At 71.6% G+C, this 25,890-nt stretch carries 22 protein-coding genes; 13 read left to right on the top strand and 9 right to left on the bottom strand.

Annotated elements, in window-relative coordinates; genetic code table 11:
* Positions 1–62: 62 nt before the first annotated feature.
* On the bottom strand, positions 63–854 hold the full coding sequence (locus HS048_RS30150; protein WP_196469385.1) for a metalloregulator ArsR/SmtB family transcription factor: 792 nt from the start codon (positions 852–854) through the stop codon (positions 63–65).
* Positions 855–1,225: 371 nt separating this feature from the next.
* On the opposite strand from HS048_RS30150, the gene HS048_RS30155 reads away from it, so the two are divergent.
* Positions 1,226–1,957 carry a hypothetical protein gene (locus tag HS048_RS30155; RefSeq protein ID WP_068904295.1) on the top strand — a complete coding sequence of 244 codons (732 nt, stop codon included), beginning with the start codon at positions 1,226–1,228 and terminating at the stop codon, positions 1,955–1,957.
* A gap of 461 nt (positions 1,958–2,418) precedes the next feature.
* On the opposite strand, the gene HS048_RS30160 is transcribed toward HS048_RS30155, so the two are convergent.
* From HS048_RS30160 to HS048_RS30170, 3 genes are read right to left on the bottom strand one after another with little or no spacing between them, the layout of a single operon-like run.
* Positions 2,419–3,255 (bottom strand): carbohydrate ABC transporter permease, encoded by an 837-nt coding sequence (locus HS048_RS30160; RefSeq protein ID WP_068904293.1) that lies wholly within the window; start codon positions 3,253–3,255, stop codon positions 2,419–2,421.
* Entirely contained in the window at positions 3,249–4,136 is an 888-nt protein-coding gene (locus tag HS048_RS30165) for a carbohydrate ABC transporter permease (RefSeq protein WP_068904290.1), read from the bottom strand. The genes HS048_RS30160 and HS048_RS30165 overlap by 7 nt, the downstream gene beginning before the upstream one ends.
* A 25-nt stretch (positions 4,137–4,161) precedes the next feature.
* Entirely contained in the window at positions 4,162–5,484 is a 1,323-nt protein-coding gene (locus HS048_RS30170; RefSeq protein WP_196469386.1) for an ABC transporter substrate-binding protein, read from the bottom strand.
* Positions 5,485–5,822: 338 nt separating this feature from the next.
* On the opposite strand from HS048_RS30170, the gene HS048_RS30175 reads away from it, so the two are divergent.
* Genes HS048_RS30175 through HS048_RS30185 form a run of 3 tightly spaced genes read left to right on the top strand, consistent with a single transcriptional unit; the run spans position 5,823 to position 8,869 of the window.
* Entirely contained in the window at positions 5,823–6,824 is a 1,002-nt protein-coding gene (locus tag HS048_RS30175) for an SIS domain-containing protein (RefSeq protein WP_196469387.1), read from the top strand.
* 31 nt (positions 6,825–6,855) lie between these two features.
* Complete coding sequence (locus HS048_RS30180; protein WP_196469388.1) at positions 6,856–7,755, top strand: PfkB family carbohydrate kinase; 900 nt, start codon at positions 6,856–6,858, stop codon at positions 7,753–7,755.
* 16 nt (positions 7,756–7,771) lie between these two features.
* Positions 7,772–8,869, top strand: a complete 1,098-nt coding sequence (locus tag HS048_RS30185; protein ID WP_068904282.1) for a LacI family DNA-binding transcriptional regulator — start codon at positions 7,772–7,774, stop codon at positions 8,867–8,869.
* A 164-nt stretch (positions 8,870–9,033) separates the two neighbouring features.
* On the opposite strand, the gene HS048_RS30190 is transcribed toward HS048_RS30185, so the two are convergent.
* Positions 9,034–9,558: an ATP-binding protein gene (locus HS048_RS30190; RefSeq protein WP_196469389.1), complete on the bottom strand. Its 525-nt coding sequence runs from the start codon at positions 9,556–9,558 to the stop codon at positions 9,034–9,036.
* A gap of 62 nt (positions 9,559–9,620) precedes the next feature.
* Here HS048_RS30190 and HS048_RS30195 point away from each other — a divergent pair, with 62 nt between their 5' ends.
* The gene (locus tag HS048_RS30195; protein WP_196469390.1) at positions 9,621–9,818 is read left to right on the top strand and encodes a hypothetical protein; all 198 of its coding nucleotides are present in this window, start codon (positions 9,621–9,623) and stop codon (positions 9,816–9,818) included.
* A gap of 65 nt (positions 9,819–9,883) precedes the next feature.
* On the opposite strand, the gene HS048_RS30200 is transcribed toward HS048_RS30195, so the two are convergent.
* A complete protein-coding gene (locus tag HS048_RS30200) occupies positions 9,884–10,699 on the bottom strand; it encodes a siderophore-interacting protein (RefSeq protein WP_196469391.1) in 816 nt (271 codons plus the stop codon).
* Positions 10,700–10,920: 221 nt separating this feature from the next.
* On the opposite strand from HS048_RS30200, the gene HS048_RS30205 reads away from it, so the two are divergent.
* Positions 10,921–11,931 carry a YhjD/YihY/BrkB family envelope integrity protein gene (locus tag HS048_RS30205; RefSeq protein ID WP_068904279.1) on the top strand — a complete coding sequence of 337 codons (1,011 nt, stop codon included), beginning with the start codon at positions 10,921–10,923 and terminating at the stop codon, positions 11,929–11,931.
* A 46-nt stretch (positions 11,932–11,977) separates the two neighbouring features.
* Here HS048_RS30205 and HS048_RS30210 read toward each other — a convergent pair whose 3' ends face one another.
* Positions 11,978–13,021: an endo-1,4-beta-xylanase gene (locus HS048_RS30210; protein ID WP_196469392.1), complete on the bottom strand. Its 1,044-nt coding sequence runs from the start codon at positions 13,019–13,021 to the stop codon at positions 11,978–11,980.
* 227 nt (positions 13,022–13,248) lie between these two features.
* Here HS048_RS30210 and HS048_RS30215 point away from each other — a divergent pair, with 227 nt between their 5' ends.
* Positions 13,249–14,694, top strand: a complete 1,446-nt coding sequence (locus HS048_RS30215; RefSeq protein WP_230881930.1) for an endonuclease Q family protein — start codon at positions 13,249–13,251, stop codon at positions 14,692–14,694.
* An 18-nt stretch (positions 14,695–14,712) separates the two neighbouring features.
* On the opposite strand, the gene HS048_RS30225 is transcribed toward HS048_RS30215, so the two are convergent.
* Positions 14,713–17,508, bottom strand: a complete 2,796-nt coding sequence (locus tag HS048_RS30225; protein ID WP_068904277.1) for an AAA family ATPase — start codon at positions 17,506–17,508, stop codon at positions 14,713–14,715.
* A 308-nt stretch (positions 17,509–17,816) separates the two neighbouring features.
* The gene (gene leuA, locus HS048_RS30230; RefSeq protein WP_196469393.1) at positions 17,817–19,547 is read right to left on the bottom strand and encodes a 2-isopropylmalate synthase; all 1,731 of its coding nucleotides are present in this window, start codon (positions 19,545–19,547) and stop codon (positions 17,817–17,819) included.
* Positions 19,548–20,116: 569 nt separating this feature from the next.
* On the opposite strand from leuA, the gene HS048_RS30235 reads away from it, so the two are divergent.
* From HS048_RS30235 to HS048_RS30260, 6 genes are all read left to right on the top strand, one after another.
* Positions 20,117–20,791 (top strand): 4'-phosphopantetheinyl transferase, encoded by a 675-nt coding sequence (locus HS048_RS30235; protein WP_196469394.1) that lies wholly within the window; start codon positions 20,117–20,119, stop codon positions 20,789–20,791.
* 135 nt (positions 20,792–20,926) lie between these two features.
* Entirely contained in the window at positions 20,927–22,381 is a 1,455-nt protein-coding gene (locus tag HS048_RS30240) for an ABC transporter substrate-binding protein (protein WP_196469395.1), read from the top strand.
* 9 nt (positions 22,382–22,390) lie between these two features.
* Complete coding sequence (locus HS048_RS30245; protein WP_196469396.1) at positions 22,391–23,356, top strand: ABC transporter permease; 966 nt, start codon at positions 22,391–22,393, stop codon at positions 23,354–23,356.
* A 53-nt stretch (positions 23,357–23,409) separates the two neighbouring features.
* The gene (locus tag HS048_RS30250; protein ID WP_196469397.1) at positions 23,410–24,261 is read left to right on the top strand and encodes an ABC transporter permease; all 852 of its coding nucleotides are present in this window, start codon (positions 23,410–23,412) and stop codon (positions 24,259–24,261) included.
* Positions 24,258–25,073, top strand: a complete 816-nt coding sequence (locus HS048_RS30255; RefSeq protein ID WP_196469398.1) for an ABC transporter ATP-binding protein — start codon at positions 24,258–24,260, stop codon at positions 25,071–25,073. The genes HS048_RS30250 and HS048_RS30255 overlap by 4 nt, the downstream gene beginning before the upstream one ends.
* Positions 25,070–25,840 carry an ABC transporter ATP-binding protein gene (locus HS048_RS30260; protein ID WP_068904264.1) on the top strand — a complete coding sequence of 257 codons (771 nt, stop codon included), beginning with the start codon at positions 25,070–25,072 and terminating at the stop codon, positions 25,838–25,840. Before HS048_RS30255 ends, HS048_RS30260 begins: the two co-directional genes overlap by 4 nt.
* Positions 25,841–25,890 lie beyond the last annotated feature (50 nt).

Below are 25,890 nucleotides of genomic sequence, written 5' to 3' on the forward strand. Positions count from 1 at the left end.
CGCGGCGCCCGCGGGCCCGTCCAGCGGCACCTCGCCACGCCGCCGGGCCCCGGCCGGGGAGATCACGCATCGGCCGGCAGCGGTTCGCCGGTCTCCAGCAGCGTCTTCAGGCTCGCCACCACGTTCGGCCAGCCGTGACCGACCATCTCGGCCAGGACAGATCCGGGCTCGAAGCCGTCGTGCACGACGGTGAGCTTTACGACCTGCGCGACCTCCTCGATCGTGAAGGTGACCTTCGAGCGGGCTTCGCCGGACAGCCGGGAGAGCAGCTCCTCGTCCCAGCCGAATCTCTTGGCGAGCTCCGGGGTGATGGCGTGCCAGGTGTAGGAGAGCCGGCTGTAGGGCTCGGCCTCCAGCACGACCTGCTCCGGGTCGCTGATCAGCACACCGTGGTTGTCCCAGGTCATCGGTGAGCCGGCGGACCAGTCCGTGGTGAACTCCGTGGCCCAGTAGCGGCGGGTGAAGGCGGGCTCGGTCAGCGCCTGCCAGAGCTTCTGCGGGGTGGTGCGGATGTAGGTGGTGTAGACGAAGGTCGGCGCGTCCATCGGGGTCTCCTCCAGGGCGAGTTTCAGGTCCGCCAGGGCTTGGACCCTGGCCCGGTCGTAGCGGCTGATCCACCGGTGGGCGATCTCGTGCACGGGCGCGGCGTTGAGGTAGTGCAGCTTCTCCCGTCCCCGCCGCACGGTGGCGACGAGCCCGGCCTCCTCCAGCACCGCGAGGTGCTTGCTGACGGACTGCCTGGCCATGTCGAGCCCGGCGCACAGCTCGCGCAGCGTCTGCCCGTTGCGGGCGTTGAGCGAGTCGAGCAGCGCGCGCCGGCTCGGATCGGCCAGCGCCTTGAACACCTCGTCCACGCCCGCCTCCGCACCGGTTCGCCGACCATCGACATGCAGCCTTCCGGCTGCCTTTAAATTAGGCAGCCGGAAGGCTGCATGTCAATCCCGAGCGGGCGCCGATCACGTTGCCGAACGGGGCCACCGTCGCGCTCACCCCGGAGAACGAACGTTACCTGCGACTCTCCGTCCGCCTGCTCGCCCGGCACGGCATCGGGGCCCTCGGAGCCCGGATCTCAGAAGACCGCGGGCTTCGGCTCCGCACGACGGCGCCGTGCGGGCGGAGCCCGGTCACCGATCTCCGCCCTCGGACAGTGGCGCATGAAGCCGACTTTCCGAAAGAACCAAATATTCAGGTGTGGCACCGTACGAAATGGGACTAGCCTCTTGCCGTGACCAAGCTCAACCAGATCCTCGCCGTCGAGAAGGGCGTCAAGTCCGACGTCCAGCGCAAGGTGACCGACGCGTATCACACGATCCAGAAGACGCCGCTGCTGTCGGGCATCTCCCGGTCCTACCAGCCGATCGACGACGAGGGCGAGCAGCTTCCGCCCGAGTCCGCCAAGGTCCAGGTCCAGGCCGAGGGCGTTCTCAAGGACGTGGGAGCGGCTCTGACCCGGCTGTTCGACGTCACCGCGACGAAGGACTGGGCGAACTGCGAGGCCAGGGCGGACGTCAGGATCGACGGAACCGTTCTGCTGGCCGACGTGCCGGTGACGTATCTGCTGTTCCTGGAGAAGCAGCTGACCGACCTGCACACGCTCATCGCCAAGCTGCCGACGCTCGACCCGTCCGAGACCTGGACGCTGGACGAGAACACCGACACCTGGCGGACCGAGCCGGTCAAGACCACCCGCACCAAGAAGGTCCCCCGCAACCATGTCCTGTCCGAGGCGACCGACAAGCACCCGGCGCAGGTGCAGGTCTACAACGAGGACGTCGTCGTCGGCTACTGGACGAAGGTGTCGTTCTCCGGTGCGCTGCCGCAGCGCCGTGTCAACGAGCTTCTGGGCAGGGTGCAGAAGCTGCAGGACGCGGTGAAGTACGCCCGCGAGGAGGCCAACGGCATCGAGATCACCGACCGGCGGATCGGTGAGACCGTGTTCGGCTATCTGCTCGGGTAGCCCCAGGAACCCCCGTCCCTGAGCGGGCGGGTGCGCGAGGAGCGCAAGCTGAAGATGAACGTCAGACTGAACGACGGTGACAGTGGAGGTTCGACTCCTCCCCCGGGCACGAGCGGGCCCGGGTAGCCCAACCGGTAGAGGCAGCCGATCAAACTCAGACTCTCGCTCCAGAATCAGCATCGCCGTCGAGCGCCAGATCGACCGAGGTGGACTGTGATCGTTGAGATGCCGGTTCGAATCCGGCTCGGTGCTCTACCGTGCACCGGTGGCTCAATGGCAGAGCGCAACGTCGTTACGGCTGATCCACACTCTTAAACGCCGCTGGCGCCGTGATGTGGCGGCTTCGACAGACCCCCGGGGACACGGATAGGTGCCCGGGGGTCGCTCCTTCTCCGGCGTGTCACCGCGGGAGCGGACGCCCGTTCGCCTGCCCGTCCGTCGCGCGCGCCCCTGTGACGTGGTCACTTCCCGATTCCGTCGGCGAGTCCCCTGACGATGTAGCGCTGCCCGAGGAAGAACAGCAGCACCACCGGGACCGCGGCGATCGCCATGCCCGCGAAGACCACGGGGAACTCGGTGCCGTGCTTGCTCATCAGGCTCGTCAGCCCCACCGGCAGGGTCTGCACGCCGCTGCCGCTGGTGAAGACCATCGCGAAGAGGTACTCGTTCCAGGTGAACAGGATGTGCAGCAGGACCGTCGAGGTGATGATCGGCTTGCACATGGGCAGGGTGATCCGCCAGAAGGCGGTCCACCGGCCGGCGCCGTCCATCTCGGCGGCCTCGTCGACCTCGCGCGGCAGGTCGATCATGTAGGCGCGCAGAAGGAAGGTGGTGAACGGGACGCGGAAGGCCGTGTACAGGATGAGCAGCGCCCAGAAGCTGTTGTACAGGCCCATCGACTGGAACATCTTCACCAGCGGCACGAGCGCCACGGTGGGGGCGAGCATGAGCCCGCCGAGGATCAGCGCGGTGACCGTCCGGTTCATCGGGATCCGTACCCGGGTCAGCCCGTAGGCCGCCCAGGCGCTGACGAACACGGTGGCGACCGTGGACGTCACGGTGACGAGCACGCTGGTGGTCAGGTAGTCGCTCACCCCCCGGTTCCACGCCTTGCGGTAGTTGTCGAAGCTCCAGTCGACGGGCAGGGCGAAGGGGTTCCCGAAGAGCTCGGCGTTGGTCTTGAACCCGTTGAGCAGCATCCACAGCAGCGGATAGAGCACGACCACCGCGAGGCCGAGGAGGAAGGCCCACATGAACACGCGGACGATCACCCCGAGGAAGCTCAGGCGACTCACCATTCCACCCTTCTCCTGTGGGTGAACCACAGCTGCAGCAGGGCGATGCCCAGTGTGATCACGAAGAGCACCGTCGCGATGGCGGCGGCGTAGCCGAAGTCGTTGCGGACGAATCCGCTGCGGTACAGCCAGGTCCCCAGTACCTGCGTCGAGTTGTTCGGCCCGCCGCCGGTCATCACCATGACCTCGTTGAACACCTGGAACGACCCGGAGACGGTCACGATCGCCATCAGCCCGGTCATCTCCCGCACCAGCGGGAGCGTCACGTGGAAGAAGCGGCGGACCGGCCCGACGCCGTCGATGGCCGCCGCGCCGTGGATCTCGGCGGGGATGCGCTGGATCGCGACGGCGAACAGCAGGGTCGAGTAGCCGAAGCCCTGCCACTGGCTCATCGCGATGATCGCGTTCATCGCGGTGCTCTCCTGGCCCAGCCAGGCCTGGGCGAGCTCCCCCAGCCCCACCGAGCGGAGCAGGTGGTTGAGCGGGCCCAGGCTCGGCTCGTAGACGAAGTAGAAGAGCAGGCCCGCGACGGTCAGCGAGATCGCCGAGGGGAGGAAGTAGACCGCCCGCAGGCCGCGCCGCCACCGCTCGCTCCGGATGCTCTCGATCAGAGCCGCGAGCACGAGCGCCCCGAACACCTGGACGGCGATGGAGACCGCCGCGTACAGCAGGTTGTTGCCGAACGAGGACCAGAAGACCGGGTCCTGCAGGAGCCTGCCGTAGTTGTCGAGCCCGATGTACTCCCGGCTCCCGCTGTAGATGTCCCACTCGAGGGTGCTGAACCACAGGTTCTGCGCGAGCGGCAGGTAGACGAACACCCCCACCAGCACCAGGGCCGGGACGACCCACGCGAACCCGAGTGTCCTCCGCACGATGGCGCGCACCGGCTTGTCCTTCCTCCGGCCGCGGCTACTTGGCCGCCGCCGAGGCCCGGCGCACGCTCTCGAGCACCTTCTCCGGGGTCGAGCTGCCGGTGATGAGGGCCTCGCCGCCCGCCAGCCACGCGTCGGCCACCTCCGGGACGGTCACCATGTCCAGCCACACGGTCAGCTTCGAGGCCTTGTTGACCATCTCGATGCCCTCGAAGACGGCCTTGCCGGAGGTCTCGGCGGTGACGGCCCCGACGACGGTGCTGGGCTGGGCGTACGGCGCGGCGGAGAGCTTCTCCGCGTTCTCCCGGCTGGTGACGAACTTCATGAAGTCGACGGCGAGCGCCACGCGCGGCGACCTGGCGTTGATCAGGTAGCCCTCGGGCGCGCCCTCGATCGCCCGGGGGTCGCCGGCGGCGCCCTGCGGGACCGGCAGCGGGAAGATGCCGAAGTCCTCCGGCTTGAGCTCCCGCTCGTCGGTGACGTTCGCGAACTCCAGGATCTCCTGGTAGTACATGGCGGCCTTGCCGTTGAGGAACTTCTCCTGCGCGGTGCTGTAGAGCACGCCGTTGGTGCCGTCGCGGGTGTCGGTGCAGTCGTCGACGAGGGTCTTGAACTGCTTGAGCGCGGTGACGTAGCCGGGGTGGTCGAGCTTGGCCGTCCCGGGGTCGAAGTCGGCGTTCAGGACGTCGCCCGGCACGTGGTAGGCGAACAGCTGCTGCAGGTAGTGCAGGGCCGGCCAGCCGTCCTTGTTGCCGAAGGTGACGGGCTCGTACCCGGCCTCGCGCAGCGGGGCGCAGCTCGCCAGGAGTTCCTCGAAGGAGGCGGGCACCTTCACCCCGGCCTTGTCGAAGGCCGCCTTGTTGTAGCCCATGAACTTGCCGTTGTTGTAGAGCGGGACCCCGTAGTACCTGCCGTCGTAGGCGAACGCCGACAGCGCCGCCGGGCTGAAGGTCGCGCCCCACGTGGTGCCGGGGCCGATCACCGCGGTCAGGTCCGCCGCCAGGCCGCCGCGGACGAAGTTCTCCGCCCAGTCGCCCGTCCAGCTGAAGTAGATGTCGGGCAGGGCGTTCGACGCGGTCAGGGTCTTGGTCTTGTCCTTGACGCTCTGGTCGGTCTCCTGGATGAGCTCGACCTCCACCTCGGGGTGCATCTTCCGGTAGTCGGCGACGACGCCCTCGAAGTAGGGGCTCAGGGAGTCTCCGGCGAACTTGGTCAGGACGCTCAGCGTCCCGGAGAACTCCGGGACGGCCGCGGCGTCGACCGCGGGCGCCTTCGCCGCCGGCTCACCGGCGCAGCCGGCGAGGGTGAGCACCGAGGTCCCGACGAGTACCGCGAACGTCGTCAGCGCGCGAGAGCGCATGGGCTCTTCCTTTCTCTCGGGGTTCTCTCGGGGAAAGAGGACCGCCGGTGCGGGGCACCTCGGATCCGCCGTGGAGGTCTGCGACACGAAGCGCTTGGTGTGGGCCGACTGTACAGACGTTCTGATACCGGTACCAGACCCAGGCGCAAGATCTTTTACAGAGAGTCCGAGTCGGAACCCGCTCATCTGATCCTCCGTGAACAGCAGAGAAGGGATCGCTACGGAGAAGAAGGTGTTGACGGCGCATACCGGCCTGTGCCAGCGTGACCTCCGCGTGATACCGGTATCAGGTCACAGAGCGGCACCGGCCGCGAGCGCGCCCCCGAAAGGACGAGAAGATGCTCCGATTCGACGAACCGGAATTCCTCCGGCAGATGGCCAGCACCGTGGCGCTGCGCCCGCAGATCGAGGAACTGGTCGACCGGCTCGTGGACGAGGGGTTCGACAACCTCTTCCTCGTCGGCGCGGGCGGCACCTACGCCCAGATGTGGCCGTACGAGCACCTGGCCCGGCGCTCCTCCGCCTTCCCGGTGCGCGCCGTGATCGCGGCGGAGCTGATCGCCTCCGGTGACGCGTCCCTCGGCGAGCGCTCCGTGGCGGTCTTCCCCTCGGTCTCGGGCACGACGGACGACGTCGTCCGCGCGATCGGGTACTGCCGGGCCAGGGGCGTCCGCACCGTCGGCCTCACCGGCTACCCCGACTCCCCCGTCGCCCGGGAGGTCGACGTCGCCCTCGTCTCCGAGCCGAAGGCCTGGCCCTTCGACGCGCAGATGCTGCTGTTCATGGGCAGGCTGCTGGAGCGGCGCGGCGAGTTCGACGGCTACGGCAGGCTCGCCGACGAGCTCGCCGGCCTGCCGGAGATCCTGGTCCGGGTGGCCAGGCAGGCCGACCCGGTCGCGGCCGCCTTCGCCGAGGCGCACAAGGACACCGACTACCACTTCCTGGTCGGCGGCGGGAACCTGTGGGGGTTCACCTACCTGTACTCCATGTGCATCCTCGAGGAGATGCAGTGGCTGCGCACCACCCGGGTGCACAGCGCCGAGTTCTTCCACGGCTCCCTGGAGCTGATCGAGGAGGACACGAGCGTCGTCATCTTCCAGGGCGAGGACGAGACGCGCGCGCTCACCGACCGCGTGGAGTCCTTCGCCAGGCGCGTCTGCAAGGACGTCACCGTCTTCGACACCCGCGACTACCCGCTGGAGGGGATCAGCCCCGAGTTCCGCGGCCTGGTCGCCCCGCTGGTGCTCGACACCGTCCTCGGCCGGGTCAGCAAGCACCTGGAGGGGGTCCGCGACCACTCGCTCGACCTGCGCCGCTACTACCGCGTCATGGACTACTGAGCACCGCCCCCGCCCGCGCACAGGAGAATCCATGAGAGTCCTCGGCTTCGGCGACAACATCGTCGACCGGTTCGTCGACCGCGGCACCGACTATCCGGGCGGCAACAGCGTGAACGTCGCCGTCTACGCCCGCCGCCTCGGTCTCGAAGCCGCCTACCTCGGGGTCTTCGGCGACGACGACCTCGGTCGCTTCCTGGGCGAGGCGATCGCCGCCGAGGGGGTCGCCGTCGACCGCTGCGTCGTGCGGACCGGCGAGACCGGCCTGTCCCTGCTGCGCGTCGACGACGGCGACCGCGTCTTCCTCGGCTGGAACGGCGGCGGGGTCACGGTGCGGGAGCCCCTGGTGCTCGACGGCGGGCTGCTCGCCTACGTCTCCTCCTTCGGCCTGGTGCATTCGAGCGTGTACTCCCGCAGCGAGAGCGAGCTGCCGAAGCTGGCCGGGCTCGGCCCGCTGGTGAGCTTCGACCTCTCCAGCGAGGAGGAGTTCCGCACCCCCGCCTACCTCGACCGGGTCTGCCCCCACGCCGACCTGGTGCTCCTGTCGTGCTCGCACCTCGACGAGGCCGCCACGCGCGGCCTCCTGGCCGAGGCCGTACGGCGGGGCGCGGGGATCGCGCTCGCCACCCGCGGCGTGGACGGGGCGATCGCCTGCGACGGCCGTGTCACCCTCACCGCCCCGGCGCTCCGGGTGGCGGGCCCGCGGGGGATCGTCGACACGATGGGCTGCGGTGACGCCTTCCTCGCCGGTTTCGCGGTCTCGCTGCTGCGCGACGGCTGGGCCCCGGACGCCCCGCCGCGGCGCCGCATGATCGAGGACGCGTTGCACGCGGGAGCGCGCACGGCCTACGAGCAGTGCTTCGTCGAAGGCGCGTTCGGCCGCGGCCGTCCCGCCGTGGCTAGCATGTGGCGAGCCTCCGGACACGAGGAATGAGGGAGGGGCGCGACCCATGCCGTCTGACCGGGACGAGACACCGGCGCAACCGACGATCTCCGAGGTGGCCGCCGAGGCCGGTGTCGGCCGCGCGACCGCGGCGCGCACGCTCGGCGGGTACGGATACGTCAGCGCGGAGCTGCGGGAACGGGTGCTGGCGGCGGCCGACAGGCTCGGCTACCGCGCGAACGCGCTCGCCCGCAGCGTGTCGACCGGCGTCAGCCACACCCTGGGGGTGATCCTCGCCGACATCGGCAACCCCTTCTTCGCCGGGGTGATGCGCGGCATCTCCGACACCTCCCGGGCCCGGGGGTTCGACACGATCGTGCTGAGCACCTACGAGGACCTCGAGGAGGAGGTCGCGGCGGTGAACGTGCTCATCGACAAGCGCGTCGACGGCGTCATCATCGCGTCGACCGCGGTCGGCCGGGGCGAGGTCGCGCACATCCAGGCGGCCCTGGACCGCGGCATCCCCGTCGTCCTCGTCGACCGGGCGGTCGCCTCGCTCGACCTCGACGCGGTCGTCATCGACAACCGCGACGCGGCGCGGGGGGCGGTCGAGACGCTCATCGAGGCCGGCCACCGCCGCATCGGGTTCGTGTGGGGGCCGCCCGCGGCGCAGGTGCCCGCGACGCGGCGGGAACTGCTGGCGGAGGCGTCCCGCAACCTGTGGACCGACGGCGAACGCCTGCGCGGTTATCTCGACGCGCTCGACGACGCGCGCATCCCCTTCGACCCCGAACTGGTGATGGTCGGCCGGAAGACCGAGGACCGGGTGACGCGGGAGGTCGCACGGATGCTCGCCCTCCCCGACCGGACGACCGCGCTGTTCTGCACCGAGACCGAGGCCGTGACGGGGGCCCTGCGGGCCCTGCGGGCGGCGGGTCTCGCCTACCCGCGCGACGTCGCGCTGATCGGCTTCGACGACAGCGCGTGGGCGGCGGTCATGGATCCGCCGCTGACCATGATCGAGCAACCCGTGCACCGGCTCGGCGCGAAAGCGGCCGAGGTGCTCCTCGACACGATCGGCGGCGCCGAGCCCGCCCGGACGATGCACACGCTCCGTTCGCGCCTCGTCGTGCGCTCCTCGGTCGCTCCGCCGCCCGGTTCCTGACCGTCCGCGCCGGAGCGGCCCGCCGGACCGCCCGCATCGCCTTCCGCCCGGTTCCTGACCACCCGCACTGGAGCGGCCCGCCGGACCGTCCGCGCCGGCTTCCGGCGGGTTCCGATCCGCCCGCGGTGCCGGCGGAGCCCCGGCCTTCGCGGTCGTCCGGAGTGTCAGCTCCCCGCCTCCGCACGGGCCGCGACGATCCGGGCGACCTGTGCCGGCGGGATCCCGGTCGTGTCGACGACCTGCGCCTCACGGCTCAGCCAGGACAGGGCCCGGCGGTAGTCCGGAAGGTGGTCGAGCCTCCACTGCCGGGCTCCGGCCTCGACGGCGTCCGTCTCGATCCGGTGGATCAGGGTGTCGTCGTCGCTGTGGAGCACGAAGTGGTGGACGGGGATGCCGGCCTTCTCCAGGCCGAGGCGGATCTCCGTCCAATATTCCTCGACGAGGACCGTCTGCGGGATGACGAGCGCGCCGCCGAGGTAGTCGAGCAGCTGCACGGCGGTCTGCACGACCAGCCCGCGCCACGGGGGCCACTGCTGGAAGTTCCGGACCTCGGGCAGGCCCGGAACGGCGCGCAGCATGTAGCCCACGTACTCGGCGTCGAAGACCCTCGCCCCCGGGACGATCCCGGTGAGTTCTCCGGCGGTGGTCGTCTTGCCCGCGCCGAAGGTCCCGTTCAACCAGATGATCATCGCTTCAACCTAGTCGGCCGGGAGGCCTGGCAGGACCCGGAAAGCGTGATTGGATCATCGGTATGAGCGAGCCCCAGACCGTCACGCTTCCCCACGGCGCCAACCTGAGCTGCGACACGTGCCAGAGCGAGCTGTTCGAACACCACCGGTGGAAGCTCCAGACCACGGGGATGTCGTTCATGAACCTCGACTGGGCCAACCGCGACGCGACGTGTTTCGTCTGCACGACGTGCCGCCGCATCCACTGGTTCCACCTGTGATCCGGTTCCGTCCCTGACCGAGGGCGCGGCCCCGCGCCCCCCCGGGCCCGCCCGTCCCCGCGGGATCACACCGTGTCGTCGTCCTGGGCGTGGTGGTCGTGGTCGGTCTCCCCGCGCTTCCAGTAGCCGTCGACGTCGACCTGCTCCTTGGCCAGCCCGCGTTCCAGCCGCAGGTGGCGGCGGATCGGCTTGAGGGTGTTCGCCTCGCCCGCGACCCAGGCGTAGCCCGTGCCCGGAGGGAGGACGGCCGCCCGGACGGCCCGCTCCAGCAGGTCGGTCGTGCCCGGGGCGGCGTCGCCGCGGTGCAGCCAGGTCAGGGCCAGATCGGTGCGGGTGGCGAACCGCTGCTCCTCCTCCGGGCCGGAGACCTCGGCGAACGCGACGGCCTTCACCCCGGCGGGCAGCGCCTCCAGCCAGCGGCCCAGCGCGGGGACCGCCGTCTCGTCCGCGGCCAGCAGGTACCAGTCGTACACCGGCGGCACGACCTGCGAACCGCGCGGGCCGAGGACCCCGATCCGCATGCCGGGCTCGGCGCGGTCCGCCCAGGCGGAGCCCACCCCCTCGCCGTGCACGACCATGTCCAGGTCCAGCTCCAGGACCTCGGGCCGGTGGTGGCGGACGGTGTAGTCGCGGGTGATCGGCTTGACGGCGGCGTCCACCCACATGTCGTCCTCGATGACCGGCGGCGTCGGCAGCTCGGCTCCGGGCTCGGCGAAGCAGAGCTTCACGTGGTCGGTCGGCGCCTGCTCGCGGAAGCCCGCGAGTTCGGGACCCGTCAGGGTGACGCGCACGGTCCGGGGGGTGATCCGGACGACGCGCACGACCTCGAGCAGCCGGTAGGCGAGGGGATGGCGGACGACGGCGGGGCGCGGCGGGGTCATGGTTCTCGCAGTCCCTTCGGGGAGGTCGGCTCGCCCGCCCGACACCACGACGGTCGCTCGGGGCAAGGCCCTTCTTCCGGTAGTGGGCCACCGGCGATCTGTCCACATATTTAGGTTAGCCTATCCTAACATTATCGCGGCGAGTCGGCAGGGCGCTGTCCGGCGGGGTGCTGTCCGGCGGGGAGCGCTGAAACCCGTTTCTGTGGGTAGAGTGCGCGTTCATGACGGCCACCGCGAGGACGAGCCGGTGGACCGGCGGGTTCGCCAGAGGATGGGCCGGGGCGCGGCGCCGGCACGGCTGGCTCGACCACCTCGTCCGGGCCGGCGTCCACTACGACCGGACCGACGCCGGCCGCCTCTCGGCCGGGATGACCTACTACGCGTTCTACGCCACCTTCGCCCTGGCCCTGCTCGGCTTCGTGATCATGGGCCACGTGCTGGACACGCCCGCCGCGATCGGTGAGGTGGAGCGCTACCTGAGCGACACGTTCCCGCGCCTGGACGTGCAGGCGCTGCGCGACGCACGCGACACGGCCGGGATGATCGCCTCGTTCGGCCTTCCCCTGACCGGCCTGTTCTGGATCGACTCCATGCGCTCCTCGATCCGCGCGGTCTGGGGCCTGGAGCAGTATCCCGGCAACTTCTTCCTGCGCTGGCTCATCGACCTGGGCGTGCTGGTCGCCCTCGGGCTGCTGCTGTCGATCTCACTGGCCCTGTCGTTCGGCGCCCAGACCGCACTGGCCTGGCTGATCGAGGCGACGGTCGGCACCGAGGCGGTACCGGCGCGCTGGACGCTGTCGGCGGCCGCCTTCGTCCTCGGCATCTGCGTGAACCTGCTGCTGTCGACGGCGCTGCTGACGCTGACGCCCCGGCTGCACCTGTCGCCCCGCCGCGTCGTCGTGCCGGCCCTGGTCATCACGGTCGGACTGGAACTGCTGAAGACGGTCGGGCAGGTCTACCTCAACATCAGCTCGGCCAACCCGGCGTACCAGGTCGTCGCGGGCGCGGTGGGCATGCTGCTGTTCCTGAAGCTGCTCAACATGCTCATCCTGTTCGCCGCCGCCCACGCCGCGACCGGCCGCCACGGCACGGCCGTCGACCTGACCACCCGGCGGCGCGTCGGCGAACCGCGCACGGAGGTCGTCGACGCGCCGGCGATCCCCGAGGTCAAGGCGCGGCCGAGGCGGACCGTACCCCGGCGGTACGACCTCAGGTCCCGGCGGGTGCGCTGAACCGGCGGTCTCCGCCCGGCCGACGGCCGGGCGGAGACCGGGCGGCCTACTTCCTGCGGACGGCGAGGAGCGCGTCGTAGGCGGGCTTGTGCGCCAGGTTCTCGTCCATGATGTTGGCCGCGCCCTCGCCCTCGAACCAGTCGGGGACCCAGGAGTGGCGGTCGGTGAAGCCCCAGACGGTGAACTCGACACAGCGCTTGTTCGCGACGCAGGTGGAGAGCATCCGCTGGTAGTAGTCGGCCTGGGTGGCCAGTTTCTCCGCCGTCGCCGGCATCACCATGCGCACGTCGGCCTCGGTGATCGCGGCCTCCATGCCGAGGTCGGTGAACCGGCGCATCACGCCGGCGAAGTCGCCCGGGTAGTCGTACTGGATGCCCAGGTGCCCCTGGAAGCCGATGCCGTGGATCGGCACCCGCTTGGCCTTGAGGTCCTTGACGATGCCGAGCGTGGTCTCGATCTTCTTGGCGTCCCACTCCAGGTTGTAGTCGTTGATGTAGAGCCTGGCGCGCGGGTCGGCCTGGTGCGCCCAGCGGAAGGCGTCGGCGATGTAGCCGGGGCCGAGGTGCTTGAGCCAGATGCTGTCGCGCAGCTTGCCGGTGTCGTCCACCACCTCGTTGACCACGTCCCAGGCGCGGATCTTGCCGCGGTAGCGGCCGACCTCGGTCATGATGTGGCTGCGCAGGATCTTGCGCAGCTCCCTGGCGTCGATGGCCCCGGAGTCGACGCCCTCGATCAGCCAGGCGGGAAGCTGGTTGTGCCAGACCAGGGTGTGCCCGCGCACCTGCTGCCGGTTGCGCCGGGCGTTCTCGACCACCGCGTCGGCGGCCTCCCAGTCGTACGCGCCGCGCTGGGGCTCGACCGTCTCCCACTTCATCGCGTTCTCGGCGGTGACGTGGTTGAACTCCTGGTTGAGCACCCGGCGGTAGTCGGCCTCGCCGGCGAGGGCGGTGGCGTCGACGGCCGAGCCGATGTGCACCCGGAGCGTGCGCGACAGCTCGCGCAGGTCGTCCGGGGTCCTGTCGGCGTGCGCCGGGAGGGGTGCGGCCAGCGCGAACGCGATGGCGGCCAGCCCCGACAGGAGACGTTTCATGGATGCCTCACTCGTGGTCGTCAGTGTCGATCTCTTGGCCCCCGAGAACGGTGCGACGCGTCGCCGAAACTTTCGGATATGACCCGAGATGTTTCGTGGGATGAAACGTAGATGTAACGAAGCCCCCCGTCAATGCTCCGAAATATTTCGGTCATGTTCGCCCTGCTGACGGGCGGATTCCCGGAGCCGGGCGGACTATCCCGCCCCGCTCCGGGCAGGGGAGGCGGATGCGCTTCCACGCCGACCTGCACATCCACTCGAAGTACTCCCGGGCCTGCAGCCGGGACAGCGATCTGGAGCACCTCGCGTGGTGGGCCCGGCGCAAGGGCGTCACCCTGCTGGGCACCGGCGACTTCACGCACCCGGCCTGGTTCGAACACCTCCGGGAGAGCCTCGTCCCGGCGGAGCCGGGGCTGTTCCGGCTCCGTGAGGACCTGGAACGGGAGACCGCCCGCACCCTGCCCCCCGCCCTGGCCGCCGGCCCGCTCCGGTTCACCCTGTCCGTCGAGGTCGCCACGGTCTACCGCCGGGGCGGGCGCACCCGGAAGATCCACCATCTGGTGCACGTACCGGACTTCGACGCGGCGGCGGCGTTCAACCGTGCGGTCGGGCGGGCCGGGGATCTCGGCTCGGACGGGCGGCCCGTGCTCGGGATGGACTCCCGGGACCTGCTGGAGACGACCCTGGCCTGCGGCGACGGCGCCTACCTGGTGCCCGCCCACGTCTGGACGCCGTGGTTCGGCGTGTTCGGCTCCAAGTCGGGGTTCGACACGGTCGAGGAGTGCTACGGCGACCTCTCCGGCCACGTCTTCGCGCTGGAGACCGGGTTGTCCAGCGATCCGGCCATGACCCGGCGGGTCTCCGGCCTCGACCGCCACCGGCTGGTCAGCCACTCCGACGCGCACTCCCCGCCCCGGATCGGGCGCGAGACCACGGTGTTCGAGACCGACCTGGACTATTTCGCGGTGCTGCGGGCGCTGCGGACGGGTGACGGATACGCCGGGACGGTCGAGTTCTTCCCGGAGGAGGGCCGGTACCACCTCGACGGGCACCGCAGGTGCGGGGTCCGGATGGAGCCGCGGGAGACGCGCGAGCACGGCGGGGTCTGCCCGGTGTGCGGGAAGCGGCTCACGATCGGCGTGCTGAGCCGGATCGAGGAACTGGCCGACCGCCCGCAGGACGTCCCGCCGCGGGACGCCTCCGGTTTCCGCAGTCTCGTGCCGCTGCCGGAGATCGTGGGCGAGGTCCTGGGCGTCGGCCCGCAGAGCAAGAAGGTCCTGCGGGAGATGGACGCGCTCACCGCCGCGCTCGGACCCGAGCTGGCGGTCCTGGAGGAGGTGCCGGTCGGTGACATCGCGGCGCACTCCCCGCCGCTGGCGGAGGCCGTCGACCGGCTGCGCCGCGGCGAGGTCTTCCGGGACGCCGGATACGACGGCGAGTACGGCGTGATCCGGGTCCTCGGCCCCGGCGGACGGTCCGGAGGCCCGGACGGGACCGGCGGGCCGGGCGGGACCGGCGGGCCGGGCGGGACCGGCGGGCCGGGCGGGACCGGCGGGCCGGGCGGGACCGGCGGGCCGGGCCGAAGCGGCAGCCCAGGCAGATCAGGCGGGTCCGGCGGGGAGTCCGCTCCCGCGCTCTTCGAGGTCGGTGAGACCCTCTCCTCCGCCGACTGAGGCGGAGGAGGAGAGGGATCAGACCCGGGAACCGCCCAGTTCGAAGCTGGAGGGCAGGTCCGCCCGTCTGGTGATGTTCAGCTTGCGGTAGGTCCGGGTGAGGTGCTGCTCCACCGTGCTGACCGTGAGGTAGAGCTTCCCGGCTATCTCGCGGTTCGTGTAGCCGGAGGCCGCCAGGACCGCGACCCTGCGCTCGGCGTCGCTCAGGACCACGGCGGGCTCCCCCTGCTCCAGGGCCGGCGAGTCCTCGCCCCCGCCCCCGCCGTCCGACCGGGAGAGCCCCTTGACCAGGGGCTCCGCCCGGCACTCCTGAGCCACGGTCCGGGCCCGGCTGACGATCATCTCGGCGCGCCGGAACTCCCCCAGGGCGTGGTAGGCCTCGGCGAGGTCCACGAGCACCCGGGACAGCTCGTAGCGGTCCCCGGCCGACTGCAGCAGGTCTCCCGCCTGGTGGAGCAGCATCGGGCGGTGCCGCAGCTCGCCGGTGGCCGCCAGCAGCCGCATGGCCATGCCCTGGGCACGCGGCGTGGCGGGACCGCAGCGCCTGAGCTGCTCCTCGACCAGCCGGCGGGCCTCCTCCTCCCGCCCCATGCGCAGGCAGGCCTCGGCCGCCTCGACCCGCCACGGGATGAGTCCCGGCACATCGATGCCCCACTCCTCCATCAGCTCGCCGCAGAGCCGGAAATCGCGCAGCGCCAGCGCGGGGTGGTCGGTGGCCAGGCTGTACCGGCCGCGGGCGTGCAGGTAGGTCAGGCCGTAGCGCGTCTGGAACATGGCGTCGAGCACGGGACGGTCCAGCTGCGCGTGCGCGACCTCGTACCTGCCCATCGCCGCGGCGGCGACGACGAGGCTGCCCAGCGGCCCGCCCGCGGCCACGCCCCAGCTGCTCGGCGGGATGATCTCCAGCGCCGTCCGCGCGTGCTGCTCGGCGCTCGGCATGTCCCCCTGGCGGATCGCCATCTCGGCGCGGATGGCCGCCAGCCTGGCCTGCCGGCTGGGGGCGTGCCGCGAGGACGCCTCCACGCTGAACAGGTCGCACCAGGGCGCCGCCTTGTCGGGGCGCTCGCCGTACGTCAGGGCGAGCAGGGCGCTCTCCACGGTGTCCATCGACATCTCGTCCAGGCGGCAGCCGCGCAGGATCCGCTCGACCGTGTCCACCACCTTGTCCTGCGGTCCCTTGGCGAGGACCTCGGAGAGCGCGAGCGCCGTGTCCAGCCGGCGGATCGCCGCCACCGACACGATGGCGGCGTGGCCCTGCTCCGCGGTCACCGGCCGCATGTGGGACAGGAACACGGGGTGGGTCGAGCGCAGCCACGGGCGGGCGATGAGCAGCTCCGTCACCGTCTCGGGGTCCGCGGCGGCCCCGGACTCGTTCAGGTGCTCGAACACGTCCCTCGCGTCGTCGAACCTGCCGTGCCACAGCAGCGCGCGGGCGAGCACCACCGCGTCGCCTCCCCGCAGGCTGCCCCGCTGCATCGCGTCGGTCAGCTCGGCGAGATGCGCCGCGGGAGCCCCCGGGTTGATCCGCCACTCGGCCCGCACGAGCATCGTGGTGATCCTCACCCGGTCCTGCTCGTCCGTGCACTCGTGCGAGGCCAGCCGCAGGTACGCCACCGCGGACTCGACGCGGCCCTCCCGCAGCGCGCTCCTGGCCGCGTCCTCCAGGACGGGCACGACCCAGGGCCGGTCCACCCGGTCCGCCTGCAGGAGGTGATCGGCGACGGCCGAGGCCGGCGCCCCGCCCTCGTAGGCGAGTTCGGCGGCCCTGCGGTGCAGGTCCATCCTCTCCCTGGTGTCCACCTCCGCCAGCACCGCCGCGCGCGCCGCCTCGTGCCTGAACCGGCCCAGGCTGATCAGGCCCGCGGTGGTGAGGGAGCGCAGTCCCTGCGCCACGTCCCCCCGGCCGCCCCCGAGCAGCCGGTCCAGCACGTCGAGCTCGCCGAGGACCGCGAGACCGCGGGCCACCCGGACCATCCGGGGTCCGCCGCGGTGCAGGCAGGACAGCACGGCCTTGCCGTACCGGTCGCCGACGGCGGGCCCGTCCGGCGCGCCGCCGGAGGAGCGCACGGAGTCCCGGTGGTCCTCCACCAGCGCCGTGATCAGCAGCGGGTTCCCGCCGCTGAACGCGTACCAGTCCTCGGAGAACCGCTCGGCCGTCTCCTGTCCCAGCTCGCGGGTGACGAACGCCGTCACCCCCGCCCGGGACAGGAGGGTGAGCGCGACCCGGCGGCAGTGGGGCTGGCGGAGCAGCTCGGTCTGGAAGAACGTCTCCGCGGAGCGGCCGTGGTCGGAGTGGCTGAAGACGACGACGATCCGCGCGAACCTGACCCGGCGTGACAGGTAGGCCAGGCAGAGCAGGGACGCGCGGTCGGCGTGGTGCACGTCGTCGACGACGATCAGCAGCGGGCAGCGCTCGGACAGCTCGAGCAGCACCATGCAGAGTGCGTGGATGATCTGGGCGTCGGCCTGCCCGAGGGTCTCCGCCTGCGGGTCGCCGGACGGCATGCCGTTCATCCCGTCCGCGCCCTCGGCCAGCAGGGCCATGGCCCGCTCCCGCTCCTGCACGGTCAGCGGCGCGTCCTGGATCAGCTGCCCCAGCACGCCCAGCGGCAGGTCTCGCTCCAGGCGGGAACCCGTCGCCGTGATGGCGAGGACGCCCAGCTCGATGGCCTGTTCGGCGAAGCGGTGCAGCAGCTCGCTCTTGCCGGTCGCCACGGTGCCGCTCACCAGTGCGACCCGGCCTCTGCCCGTTGCGGCACCGGCGAGCAGCTCTTCCAGGGAGGCCAGCGCCTCGTCTCGTTCGATCAGGGCCACAGTCGGCCTCCCCCTCGTGCGGAGAAACGGTTGACGCGGATCAGAACCGCAGTTGACGGCCGGACGGGGTCCGCAGGTCCAGCTCCGCGCACGCCTTCCCCCTCGGCTTCCTGCGCCGGATGCGCCGCATGGGATCACTTCTTTCCATCATGGCCGCCCCGGAGCGAGGCGACACGGAGAACGCTAGGCGGGCGCGGCTTCGGTTCGTTATCGCACCGCTATCAGCCGCGCCGAAGACTCGCCGCGCACCGCCGCCGGCGACGTTCCAGGTCCGTCAGCACGCCACCGCCGACCACGTGCGAGGCCCGTCAGCGCGCCGCCATCAGCCGTGCCGGGGCCGCGGCGGCCCCTGCGCTCCCCGCCGCGGGCGTGCGCCTCTGCCGCGCTCTGGCGACCGCGGAGCGCACCGCCGCCAGCGAGGCCGCCTCGATCTCCTCTCCGGTGCCCGCTCCCCAGACGGTCCGGCCGTCCAGCCTGCACTCGGCGTAGACGGTCACCTCCGCGCCGGGGGCCCGCCCCGGGTCCGCGCCGTGCCCCGTACGGTGCACGGCCCGCACGTCGAACCCCCAGCGGGCCAGCGCCGTGCGGACCGACTGGACGGAGTCGGCCCGCGCGGCGCCCACGTCGAACCCCGCGCCGTCGAGGTGGAGGGAGGTGGTCACCGGGTCGCCGCCGAACGCGAGCGGGACCGGCAGGCCGGAGGCCGCGAGGTACTCCCGCTCGAAGAGCTCCATGACCCGGTCCGGGGTGATCTCCCCGCCCGCCGCGTCGGCGTGCGCCTGGACCACGCTGGCGAACTCTATCTGCAGGTCGCGAGGGAGTTCGAGGCCGTGCCAGGCGCTCATGACGTAGGCCACGCCCCCCTTGCCCGACTGGCTGTTGATCCGTACGACGGCCTCGTAGGTGCGGCCGACGTCCTCGGGGGCGATCGGCAGGTAGGGCATCTCCCACGGGAGTTCCCTCCCCTCCGCCGCGGCGCGCTCCTGTACGGCGAAGCCCTTCTTGATGGCGTCCTGGTGGGAACCGGAGAAGGAGGTGTAGACCAGGTCCCCGCCGTAGGGGTGGCGCGGGTGGACGGGGATGCCGTTGCAGTCCTCCACGACCCGCCGGATCCCGTTGATGTCGGAGAAGTCGATGCCGGGGTCGACGCCCTGGGTGAACATGTTGAGCCCCAGGGTGACCAGGCAGACGTTGCCGGCCCGTTCGCCGTTGCCGAACAGGCAGCCCTCGACGCGCTCGGCTCCCGCCAGGAGGGCGAGTTCGGTGGAGGCGACGCCCGTGCCCCGGTCGTTGTGCGGGTGGATCGACAGGCAGACGTGCTCCCGCCGGGAGAGGTTGCGGTCCAGCCACTCGATCTGGTCGGCGAACACGTTCGGCAGCGAGCGTTCGACGGTCGTCGGGAAGTTGAGGATGATCCCCCGGTCCGGCTCCGGCTGCCACACGTCCATGACCGCCTCGCAGACCTCCAGCGCGAACTCGAGCTCAGTGTCGTTGAACAGCTCGGGCGAGTACTGGAAGCCCAGGTCGCAGTCCGCCAGCGTCCGGTCGGCGTGCTTCATCATCAGCCGGGTCCCCTGGACCGCGAGGTCCTTGCACTCGTCCCGGTCCATGCCGAACACCACCCGCCGGAACAGCGGCGACGTCGCGTTGTACAGGTGGATCGTGGCGCGCGGGGCGCCTTCCAGGCTCTCCACCGTGCGCCTGATCAGCTCGTCGCGGGCCTGCACGAGGACGGAGATCCGCACGTCGTCGGGGATCCTGTCCTGCTCGATCAGCACCCGGAGGAAGTCGTGGTCGTCCTGGCTGGCGACCGGGAACCCCACCTCGATCTCCTTGTAGCCCATCCCCACCAGGAGCTCGAACATGGCCAGCTTGCGGGCCGGTGACATCGGGGCGACCAGGGACTGGTTGCCGTCGCGCAGGTCGGTGGAGAGCCAGCGCGGCGCCGAGGTGATGGTCTTGCCCGGCCACGTGCGGTCAGGGAGGTTCACCGGCGGGAACGCCCGATAGCGGCTCGCCGAAGGTCTGGTGGTCTTCACTTCCGGGGTCCCTCTCTGCCGGTCTTCTGCGTCCGTCTCAGCTGTTTCGACCTCGTACTGTCGGCTCTGGCGGCCGGGGAGGCCGCAGGGCTGCTGTCGCCGCAAACGTAGGGAGGGCCGCCATCCCCTCGTTATCCGATCGCTTCCGTCCGGGCATCAGGGCGATATCAGGGCAGCTCAGAGGCCCGGCCGGGCGAAGGGGCGGGTAGGGGTGCCCCGGGAGGGCCCGGCGGACGACCATGGTGGCGGGACCGCGGACGGGACCCGGGGACGGCCGCGACGGCGGGACCGCGGGTCCGCGGGTCCGCGCGGAGGTCGCGCATCCCCTAGCGCCCCCACCGCTGCCCTTAGCCCGGCCGGGCCACCCCGTGACATCCTTCCGGATCGTTCTGTTATGAGCGGAGCGTCCGTACGGTCCCATATGTGACCGCTAGTGAGATGCCCCGTGGCCGCCCGCCCGCGAGCGGCGCCCTGCACGCGTCCCGCGCGGAGGACCACCGGGGCGGACGGCGCCGGCGGACCCGGACGGGCCCGCAGGCGCCGCCCGTGCTCCCACCCCGGAAGTCATCATGATCAAAAAAATCCTCCCCTCCTACGTGGTGTCCGTCGACACCTTCGAGGACTTCCCCGACGGGAAGCTCTTCCCCGGCGAGGAGGCCGTCGTCGGCCAGGCGGTCGAGAAACGCCGCAGGGAGTTCACGACGGCGCGCACGTGCGCCCGGAAGGCGCTGCGCATGCTCGGCAAGCCGCCGGTGGCGATCCTCCCCGGCGTGCGCGGGGAGCCCCGCTGGCCGACCGGCGTCACCGGGAGCATCACGCACTGCGCCGGGTACCGCGGCGCGGTGCTCGGGGAGTCGACCCAGGTGGCGTCGATCGGGATCGACGCGGAGCCGAACGAGCCGCTGCCGAACGGCGTGCTGGACGCGATAGCCCTGCCCGTGGAGAGGGAGGAGGTGGCGCGACTGGCCCTGGCCCATCCCGAGGTGCACTGGGACCGGCTGCTCTTCAGCGCCAAGGAGGCGGTGTACAAGGCGTGGTTCCCGCTGACCAACCGGTGGCTCAGCTTCGAGAACGCCTCCGTCACCGTGAACCCCCGCGACGGCTCCTTCGCGGCCCGCCTCCTCGTCGGCGGCGCGAACGTGTACGGCGAGCCGCTCAAGGGCTTCTCCGGACGCTGGCTCGCCGACCGGGGACTCCTGCTCACCGCCATCGTCGTGCCCGCGCCCGGCTCCACGCCCGGATGACGCGGCGCTCCGCCGGAGACCGTGGCTCGCGCCGAGGGAAAACGTCATAATGATCGCTACTGGCCATGTTCCTACAGACCAGGAGAAACCGTGAAGACACCAAAAAAGTGCCTCATTGGTCTTGTCGTAGGACTGGTGTTCACCCTCGCCTCCTGCGGCCTCGAACAGGCCTCGGCGGGCGCCCCTCCGGGAGAGGCGACGATCGGCGTCGGGTCGATGTACGAGCCGCAGAACCTCGACAACGCCGGCGGCGGCGGGCAGGGCGCGACCGAGGCACTGACCGGCAACGTCTACGAGGGCCTGTTCCGGCTCACCGACGAGGGCAGGGTCGAGAACCTGCTCGCCGAGAGCCACACGGTCAGCCCCGACGGGCTCACCTACACCTTCCGGATCAGGAACGGCGTGACGTTCCACTCGGGCGCCCCCCTCACCCCCGACGACGTGGCGCACAGCATCCGGCGGGTCACCGCCGCCGCCTCCACGTCCTCGCGCAGGGGCACGCTGGACATGATCGAGAGCATCGCGGGCTCCGGCCGGGACGCGGTCGTCGTCAAGCTGTCGAGCAGGTCCATCTCCTTCGTCTACAACCTGAGCCAGGTGTGGATCGTCAACGACGCGCACAAGGACCTCTCCGCCTCCGAGGACGGCACCGGCCCCTACCGGCTCGGCACCTGGAAGCGGGGGTCCTCCCTGAGCCTCGACCGGTTCGACGGCTACTGGGGTCGGAAGGCCGCCAACGCCCGGGTGGTGTTCCGCTACTTCACCGACGCGAGCGCGCTCAACAACGCGCTGCTGACGGGCGCCGTCGACGTCGTCACCGGCATGCAGAGCCCGGACGCCCTCGCGCTGTTCGACGGCGACCCCGGCTACCGGATCAGCAACGGAAAGTCGACGACCAAGCTCCTGCTGGCCTTCAACAACCGCAGGGCGCCGTTCGACAGGATGCTCGTCCGCAAGGCCGTCAGCTCCGCGATCGACGAGCGGAAACTGCTCGACTCCATCTGGAACGGCTACGGCAGCATGATCGGATCGATGGTCCCGCCGACCGACCCGTGGTACGAGGACCTCACCCACGTGAACCCGTACGACGTGGAGCTGGCCAGGAGGCAGCTCGCCGAGGCCGGCTACCCCCGGGGCTTCGCCTTCACGCTCGACACGCCCACCTACGACCCGCACCCCACGGTCGCGGCCTTCGTGAAGTCGGAGCTGGCCAAGATCGGCATCACGGTGGAGATCAACATGGTCACCGCCGACGAGTGGTACACGAAGGTGTACCGGAACCACGACTTCACCGCGACGCTGCAGGAGCACGTCAACGACCGGGACGTCCGGTGGTACGGCGACCCCGGCTTCTACTGGGGCTACGACAACCCCCAGGTCGCCCGGGAGGTGAAGCGGGCCGAGCGGGCCGGCACGGTCGAGGAGCAGACCGCGCTGCTGCGGAAGGTCGGCCGGCGGATCGCCGAGGACGCGGCCAGCAACTGGCTGTTCCTCTACCCGCAGATCGTGATCGGGTCCTCCGCCGTGTCCGGCTACCCGGTCAACGGCCTCAACGCGCAGTTCTACGTCTACGACATCGTGAAGCGCTGATCCCTCGCGATGCTCCCCTACCTGCTGCGGCGGACGCTGCTCCTGGCCGCCTCGCTGCTCCTCGCGAGCGCGGTGCTGTTCGTGCTGCTCCGGCTGCTGCCGGGCGACCCCGCCAACGCCCTGCTCTCGGTCGGGGCCACCCCGGAGCAGATCGCCGCCGTCCGGCGCGAGATCGGGTCCGACCGCCCGCTGACGGAGCAGTTCCTCTCCTGGCTCGGCCGGATGGCGGTCCTCGACCTCGGCACGTCGTTCGTCAGCGACCTCCCGGTGGGGCCGGAGATCTCCGCGCGCCTGGTCGTCACCGTGCCGCTGACCCTGCTGGCGTTCACCGTCTCCCTCCTGGTCGCGGTCCCGGTCGGCTTCGTCGCGGCCCACCGCCCCAGGAGCTGGTACGGCGCGCTGCTCAACGGCGTGTCCCAGCTCGGCGTCGCGGTGCCGGTCTTCTGGATCGGGATGCTGCTCGCCACCGTCTTCTCCCTGCACCTGCGGTGGCTGCCGGCCGGGGGGTTCCCGCAGGACGACTGGGCCGACCCGGTGGGCGCCCTTGCCTCGCTGGCGCTCCCCGTCGCCACGGTCGCGCTGGTCATGTCCGCCTCCCTGATCCGCTACGTGCGCTCCGCCGCCCTGGACGTCCTGGACAGCGACTACCTGAGGACGGCCAGGGCGCTGGGCTGCTCGCTGCCCGGGGCGATGTGGCGGCACGGTCTGCGCAACGCCGCGGTGCCCGTCGTGTCGGTCCTCGGCCTCGAACTCGCGACCACCTTCCTGGGCGCCGTCGTCGTCGAGAGCGTGTTCGCCCTGCCCGGACTCGGCAGCATGCTGGTCAGGGCGTTCGCACAGCACGACTACCCGGTGATCCAGGGCGTCCTGGTCGTCGGCACCCTCGCCGTCCTGCTGGCCGGCCTCCTCGCCGACACGGCCCAGCGGATCATCGATCCGCGGTTGCGCGACACCGCGGGCGGAGGCCGATGGTGAGCGCCCGGCGCGAACCGAAACCGATGGCGAGCGCCCGACGCGGGCGGAGGCCGATGGCGAACGCCCGGCGCGAACGGGATCCCGGCACGAAACGCCGGGTGCGCTCCCGCACCCTCGCCGCCGGCTGCGCCCTGGTCGGCGCGGTCGCCCTGACGGCGCTCGTCTCACTGGTCTGGCTCCCCTACGACCCGGCCGACACCTCGGGAGGGCGGCTCGCCCCTCCCGGAGCGGCCCACCCGCTCGGCACCGACAGGCTCGGCCGGGACCTGCTGACCCAGGTGATGATCGGGGCCCGGATCGCCCTGGCGGCCGGGCTGGGGGCGACCGCGGTCGGCGGCGTGCTCGGCGTCGCCGCCGGGCTGGCCGGCGGGTTCGCCACCCGCTGGCTGGACGACGCCTTCGCGGTCCTGTCCGACATCCTGATCGCCTTTCCCGTCCTGCTCCTGGCCATGCTCATGGTCGCCGCCCGGCAGGCCTCCCTCGGCCCCGCGATCCTGGCGATCGGCCTGGCGATGTCCGTCACCGTCGCCCGGCTGACCCGGATACTGGTCAAACGGGTGCTGGCTCAGGACTTCATCACGGCGGCGCGCACCTCGGGCACGTCCTGGCCCCGGATCACGGTCGAGCACGTGCTGCCGAACATCTGGCCCACGCTCCTGGTGAGCCTGGCGCTGCACCTGGGCGTGGCCGTGCTCGCCGAGGCGACCCTCTCCTACCTGGGGCTGGGCGCGGCTCCGCCGAACGCCTCCTGGGGCCGCATGCTGCGGGAGGCCCAGACGACGGCGTTCACCGCCCCGGTCGGCGTCATCGCGCCCGGCGTGCTGCTGGCCGTACTCGTCATCGGCGCGAACCTGGTGGCCGACGGGGTCCGGGACGTCGCGGACCCGGCCAGGAGGAGGTCATGACGGACCTGCTGGCGGTCGACGGGCTGGGCGTGCGCTCGGCGACCGGCCGCGCGCTCGTCTCCGGCCTGTCCTTCTCGATGCGCGCGGGCGACCGGCTCGGTCTCGTCGGCGAGTCGGGCTCGGGCAAGACGCTGACCGCGCTGGCGATCGCGGGCCTGCTGCCCGCCGGGATGACGGCGTCCGGCAGCGTCGTGCTGGACGTCCCCGGCCTGTCCCGGACCGAGGTCGTCGGGGCGGCGGAGCGGCGCCTGAACCGGCTGCGCGGACGGGGCGTGACCGTCGTCTTCCAGGAACCCCTGGCCGCGCTGGACCCGCTGATGCCGGTCGGCCGCCAGGTCGCCGGACCGCTCCGGCGCCGGTCGGGGCTGCGCGGCGCCGCCCTGCGCCGCGCGGTCCTCCGGGCGCTGGCCGAGGTACGGCTGGCCGACCCGGAGCGGATCGCCGGGGCCTACCCGCACGAGATCTCCGGCGGGCAGCGGCAGCGGGTCGCGATCGCGATGGCCCTCGCCTGCGAACCGGCGCTGCTGATCGCCGACGAGCCCACCTCGTCCCTCGACGTGACGGTGCAGGCCGAGGTGCTGGCGCTGCTCGGCGACCTGGTCGGCGCGCGGGGCACGGCCCTGCTGTTCATCGGCCACGACCTCGGGGTCGTCACCGGCGTCGCGGACAGGCTCCTGGTGATGAAGGACGGCGCGGCCGTCGAGTCGGGGACCGCGCGGGCCATCACGTGCGAGCCGTCCCACCCCTACACCCGCGAGCTGGTGGCCGGTGCCCGCCGGCTCGACGACGCGCTGGGCGGGATGCTCCGTTGACCCCTCCCCTCCTGGAGGCCCGCGGTGTGGGCTTCGCGCACCGCGGCGGACCGCCCGTGCTCACCGACGTGTCGGTCTCCGTCGACGCCGGGGAGAGCGTGGCGCTGGTCGGTGAGTCCGGTGCGGGCAAGAGCACCCTGGTGCGCCTGCTGCTCGGCCTGGGCAGGCCCGGCAGCGGCCGGATCCTCTTCGAGGGAGCCGACCTCTCCCCGCGGGACCGGCGGTTCCGGCGCGCGGTCCAGCCCGTGTTCCAGGATCCCTACTCCTCCCTCGACCCCCGGCAACGGGTGGACAGGATCGTCTCCGAGCCGCTCCGCTCGCTCGGCCTGCTCCCCGGCAGGACACGACGCGCCGAGCGGGAGCACCGGGTCGCGGAGGCGCTGCGCGCGGTCGGGCTGCCCGGGGAGGCCGCGCGCCGCTACCCGCACGAGTTCTCCGGCGGACAGCGGCAGCGCATCGCCATCGCGCGGGCGATCGTCTGCCGTCCCCGGATCCTGCTGGCGGACGAACCGGTCAGCGCGCTGGACGTCTCCACCCGGGTCCGCCTCATCGACCTGCTGGCCCGGCTGCGGGAGGAGCACGGCCTGGGGATGCTGGTCGTCTCGCACGACCTCGCCGTGGTGGCGGCCCTGTGCCGGCGTGTCGCGGTGCTGGAGCGCGGGCGGATCGTGGAGCAGGGGGATACCGCCGCCGTACTCGGTTCCCCCCGCCATCCCTATACGCGGCGGCTCGTCGCCGGCGTGCCGAGACTGCCTCCCCGCGCCTGACCGGGTCGCCTCCGTGCTCCCGGCCGGGCGCGGTGACCGTCCGGGAGCGG

Origin of the sequence: Planomonospora sp. ID91781, from assembly GCF_015711595.1 — a bacterium.
Taxonomy (GTDB): Bacteria; Actinomycetota; Actinomycetes; order Streptosporangiales; family Streptosporangiaceae; genus Planomonospora; species Planomonospora parontospora.

Coding starts and splice junctions, on each gene's coding strand:
- HS048_RS30185 (WP_068904282.1), top strand. CDS start 7,772: ATGCCGTCTGACCGGGACGAGACACCGGCGCAACCGACGATCTCCGAG.
- HS048_RS30170 (WP_196469386.1), bottom strand. CDS start 5,484: ATGCGCTCTCGCGCGCTGACGACGTTCGCGGTACTCGTCGGGACCTCG.
- HS048_RS30250 (WP_196469397.1), top strand. CDS start 23,410: ATGGCGAACGCCCGGCGCGAACGGGATCCCGGCACGAAACGCCGGGTG.
- HS048_RS30160 (WP_068904293.1), bottom strand. CDS start 3,255: ATGGTGAGTCGCCTGAGCTTCCTCGGGGTGATCGTCCGCGTGTTCATG.
- HS048_RS30235 (WP_196469394.1), top strand. CDS start 20,117: ATGATCAAAAAAATCCTCCCCTCCTACGTGGTGTCCGTCGACACCTTC.
- HS048_RS30210 (WP_196469392.1), bottom strand. CDS start 13,021: ATGAAACGTCTCCTGTCGGGGCTGGCCGCCATCGCGTTCGCGCTGGCC.
- HS048_RS30195 (WP_196469390.1), top strand. CDS start 9,621: ATGAGCGAGCCCCAGACCGTCACGCTTCCCCACGGCGCCAACCTGAGC.
- HS048_RS30180 (WP_196469388.1), top strand. CDS start 6,856: ATGAGAGTCCTCGGCTTCGGCGACAACATCGTCGACCGGTTCGTCGAC.
- HS048_RS30175 (WP_196469387.1), top strand. CDS start 5,823: ATGCTCCGATTCGACGAACCGGAATTCCTCCGGCAGATGGCCAGCACC.
- HS048_RS30215 (WP_230881930.1), top strand. CDS start 13,249: ATGCGCTTCCACGCCGACCTGCACATCCACTCGAAGTACTCCCGGGCC.
- HS048_RS30205 (WP_068904279.1), top strand. CDS start 10,921: ATGACGGCCACCGCGAGGACGAGCCGGTGGACCGGCGGGTTCGCCAGA.
- HS048_RS30255 (WP_196469398.1), top strand. CDS start 24,258: ATGACGGACCTGCTGGCGGTCGACGGGCTGGGCGTGCGCTCGGCGACC.
- HS048_RS30200 (WP_196469391.1), bottom strand. CDS start 10,699: ATGACCCCGCCGCGCCCCGCCGTCGTCCGCCATCCCCTCGCCTACCGG.
- HS048_RS30190 (WP_196469389.1), bottom strand. CDS start 9,558: ATGATCATCTGGTTGAACGGGACCTTCGGCGCGGGCAAGACGACCACC.
- HS048_RS30245 (WP_196469396.1), top strand. CDS start 22,391: ATGCTCCCCTACCTGCTGCGGCGGACGCTGCTCCTGGCCGCCTCGCTG.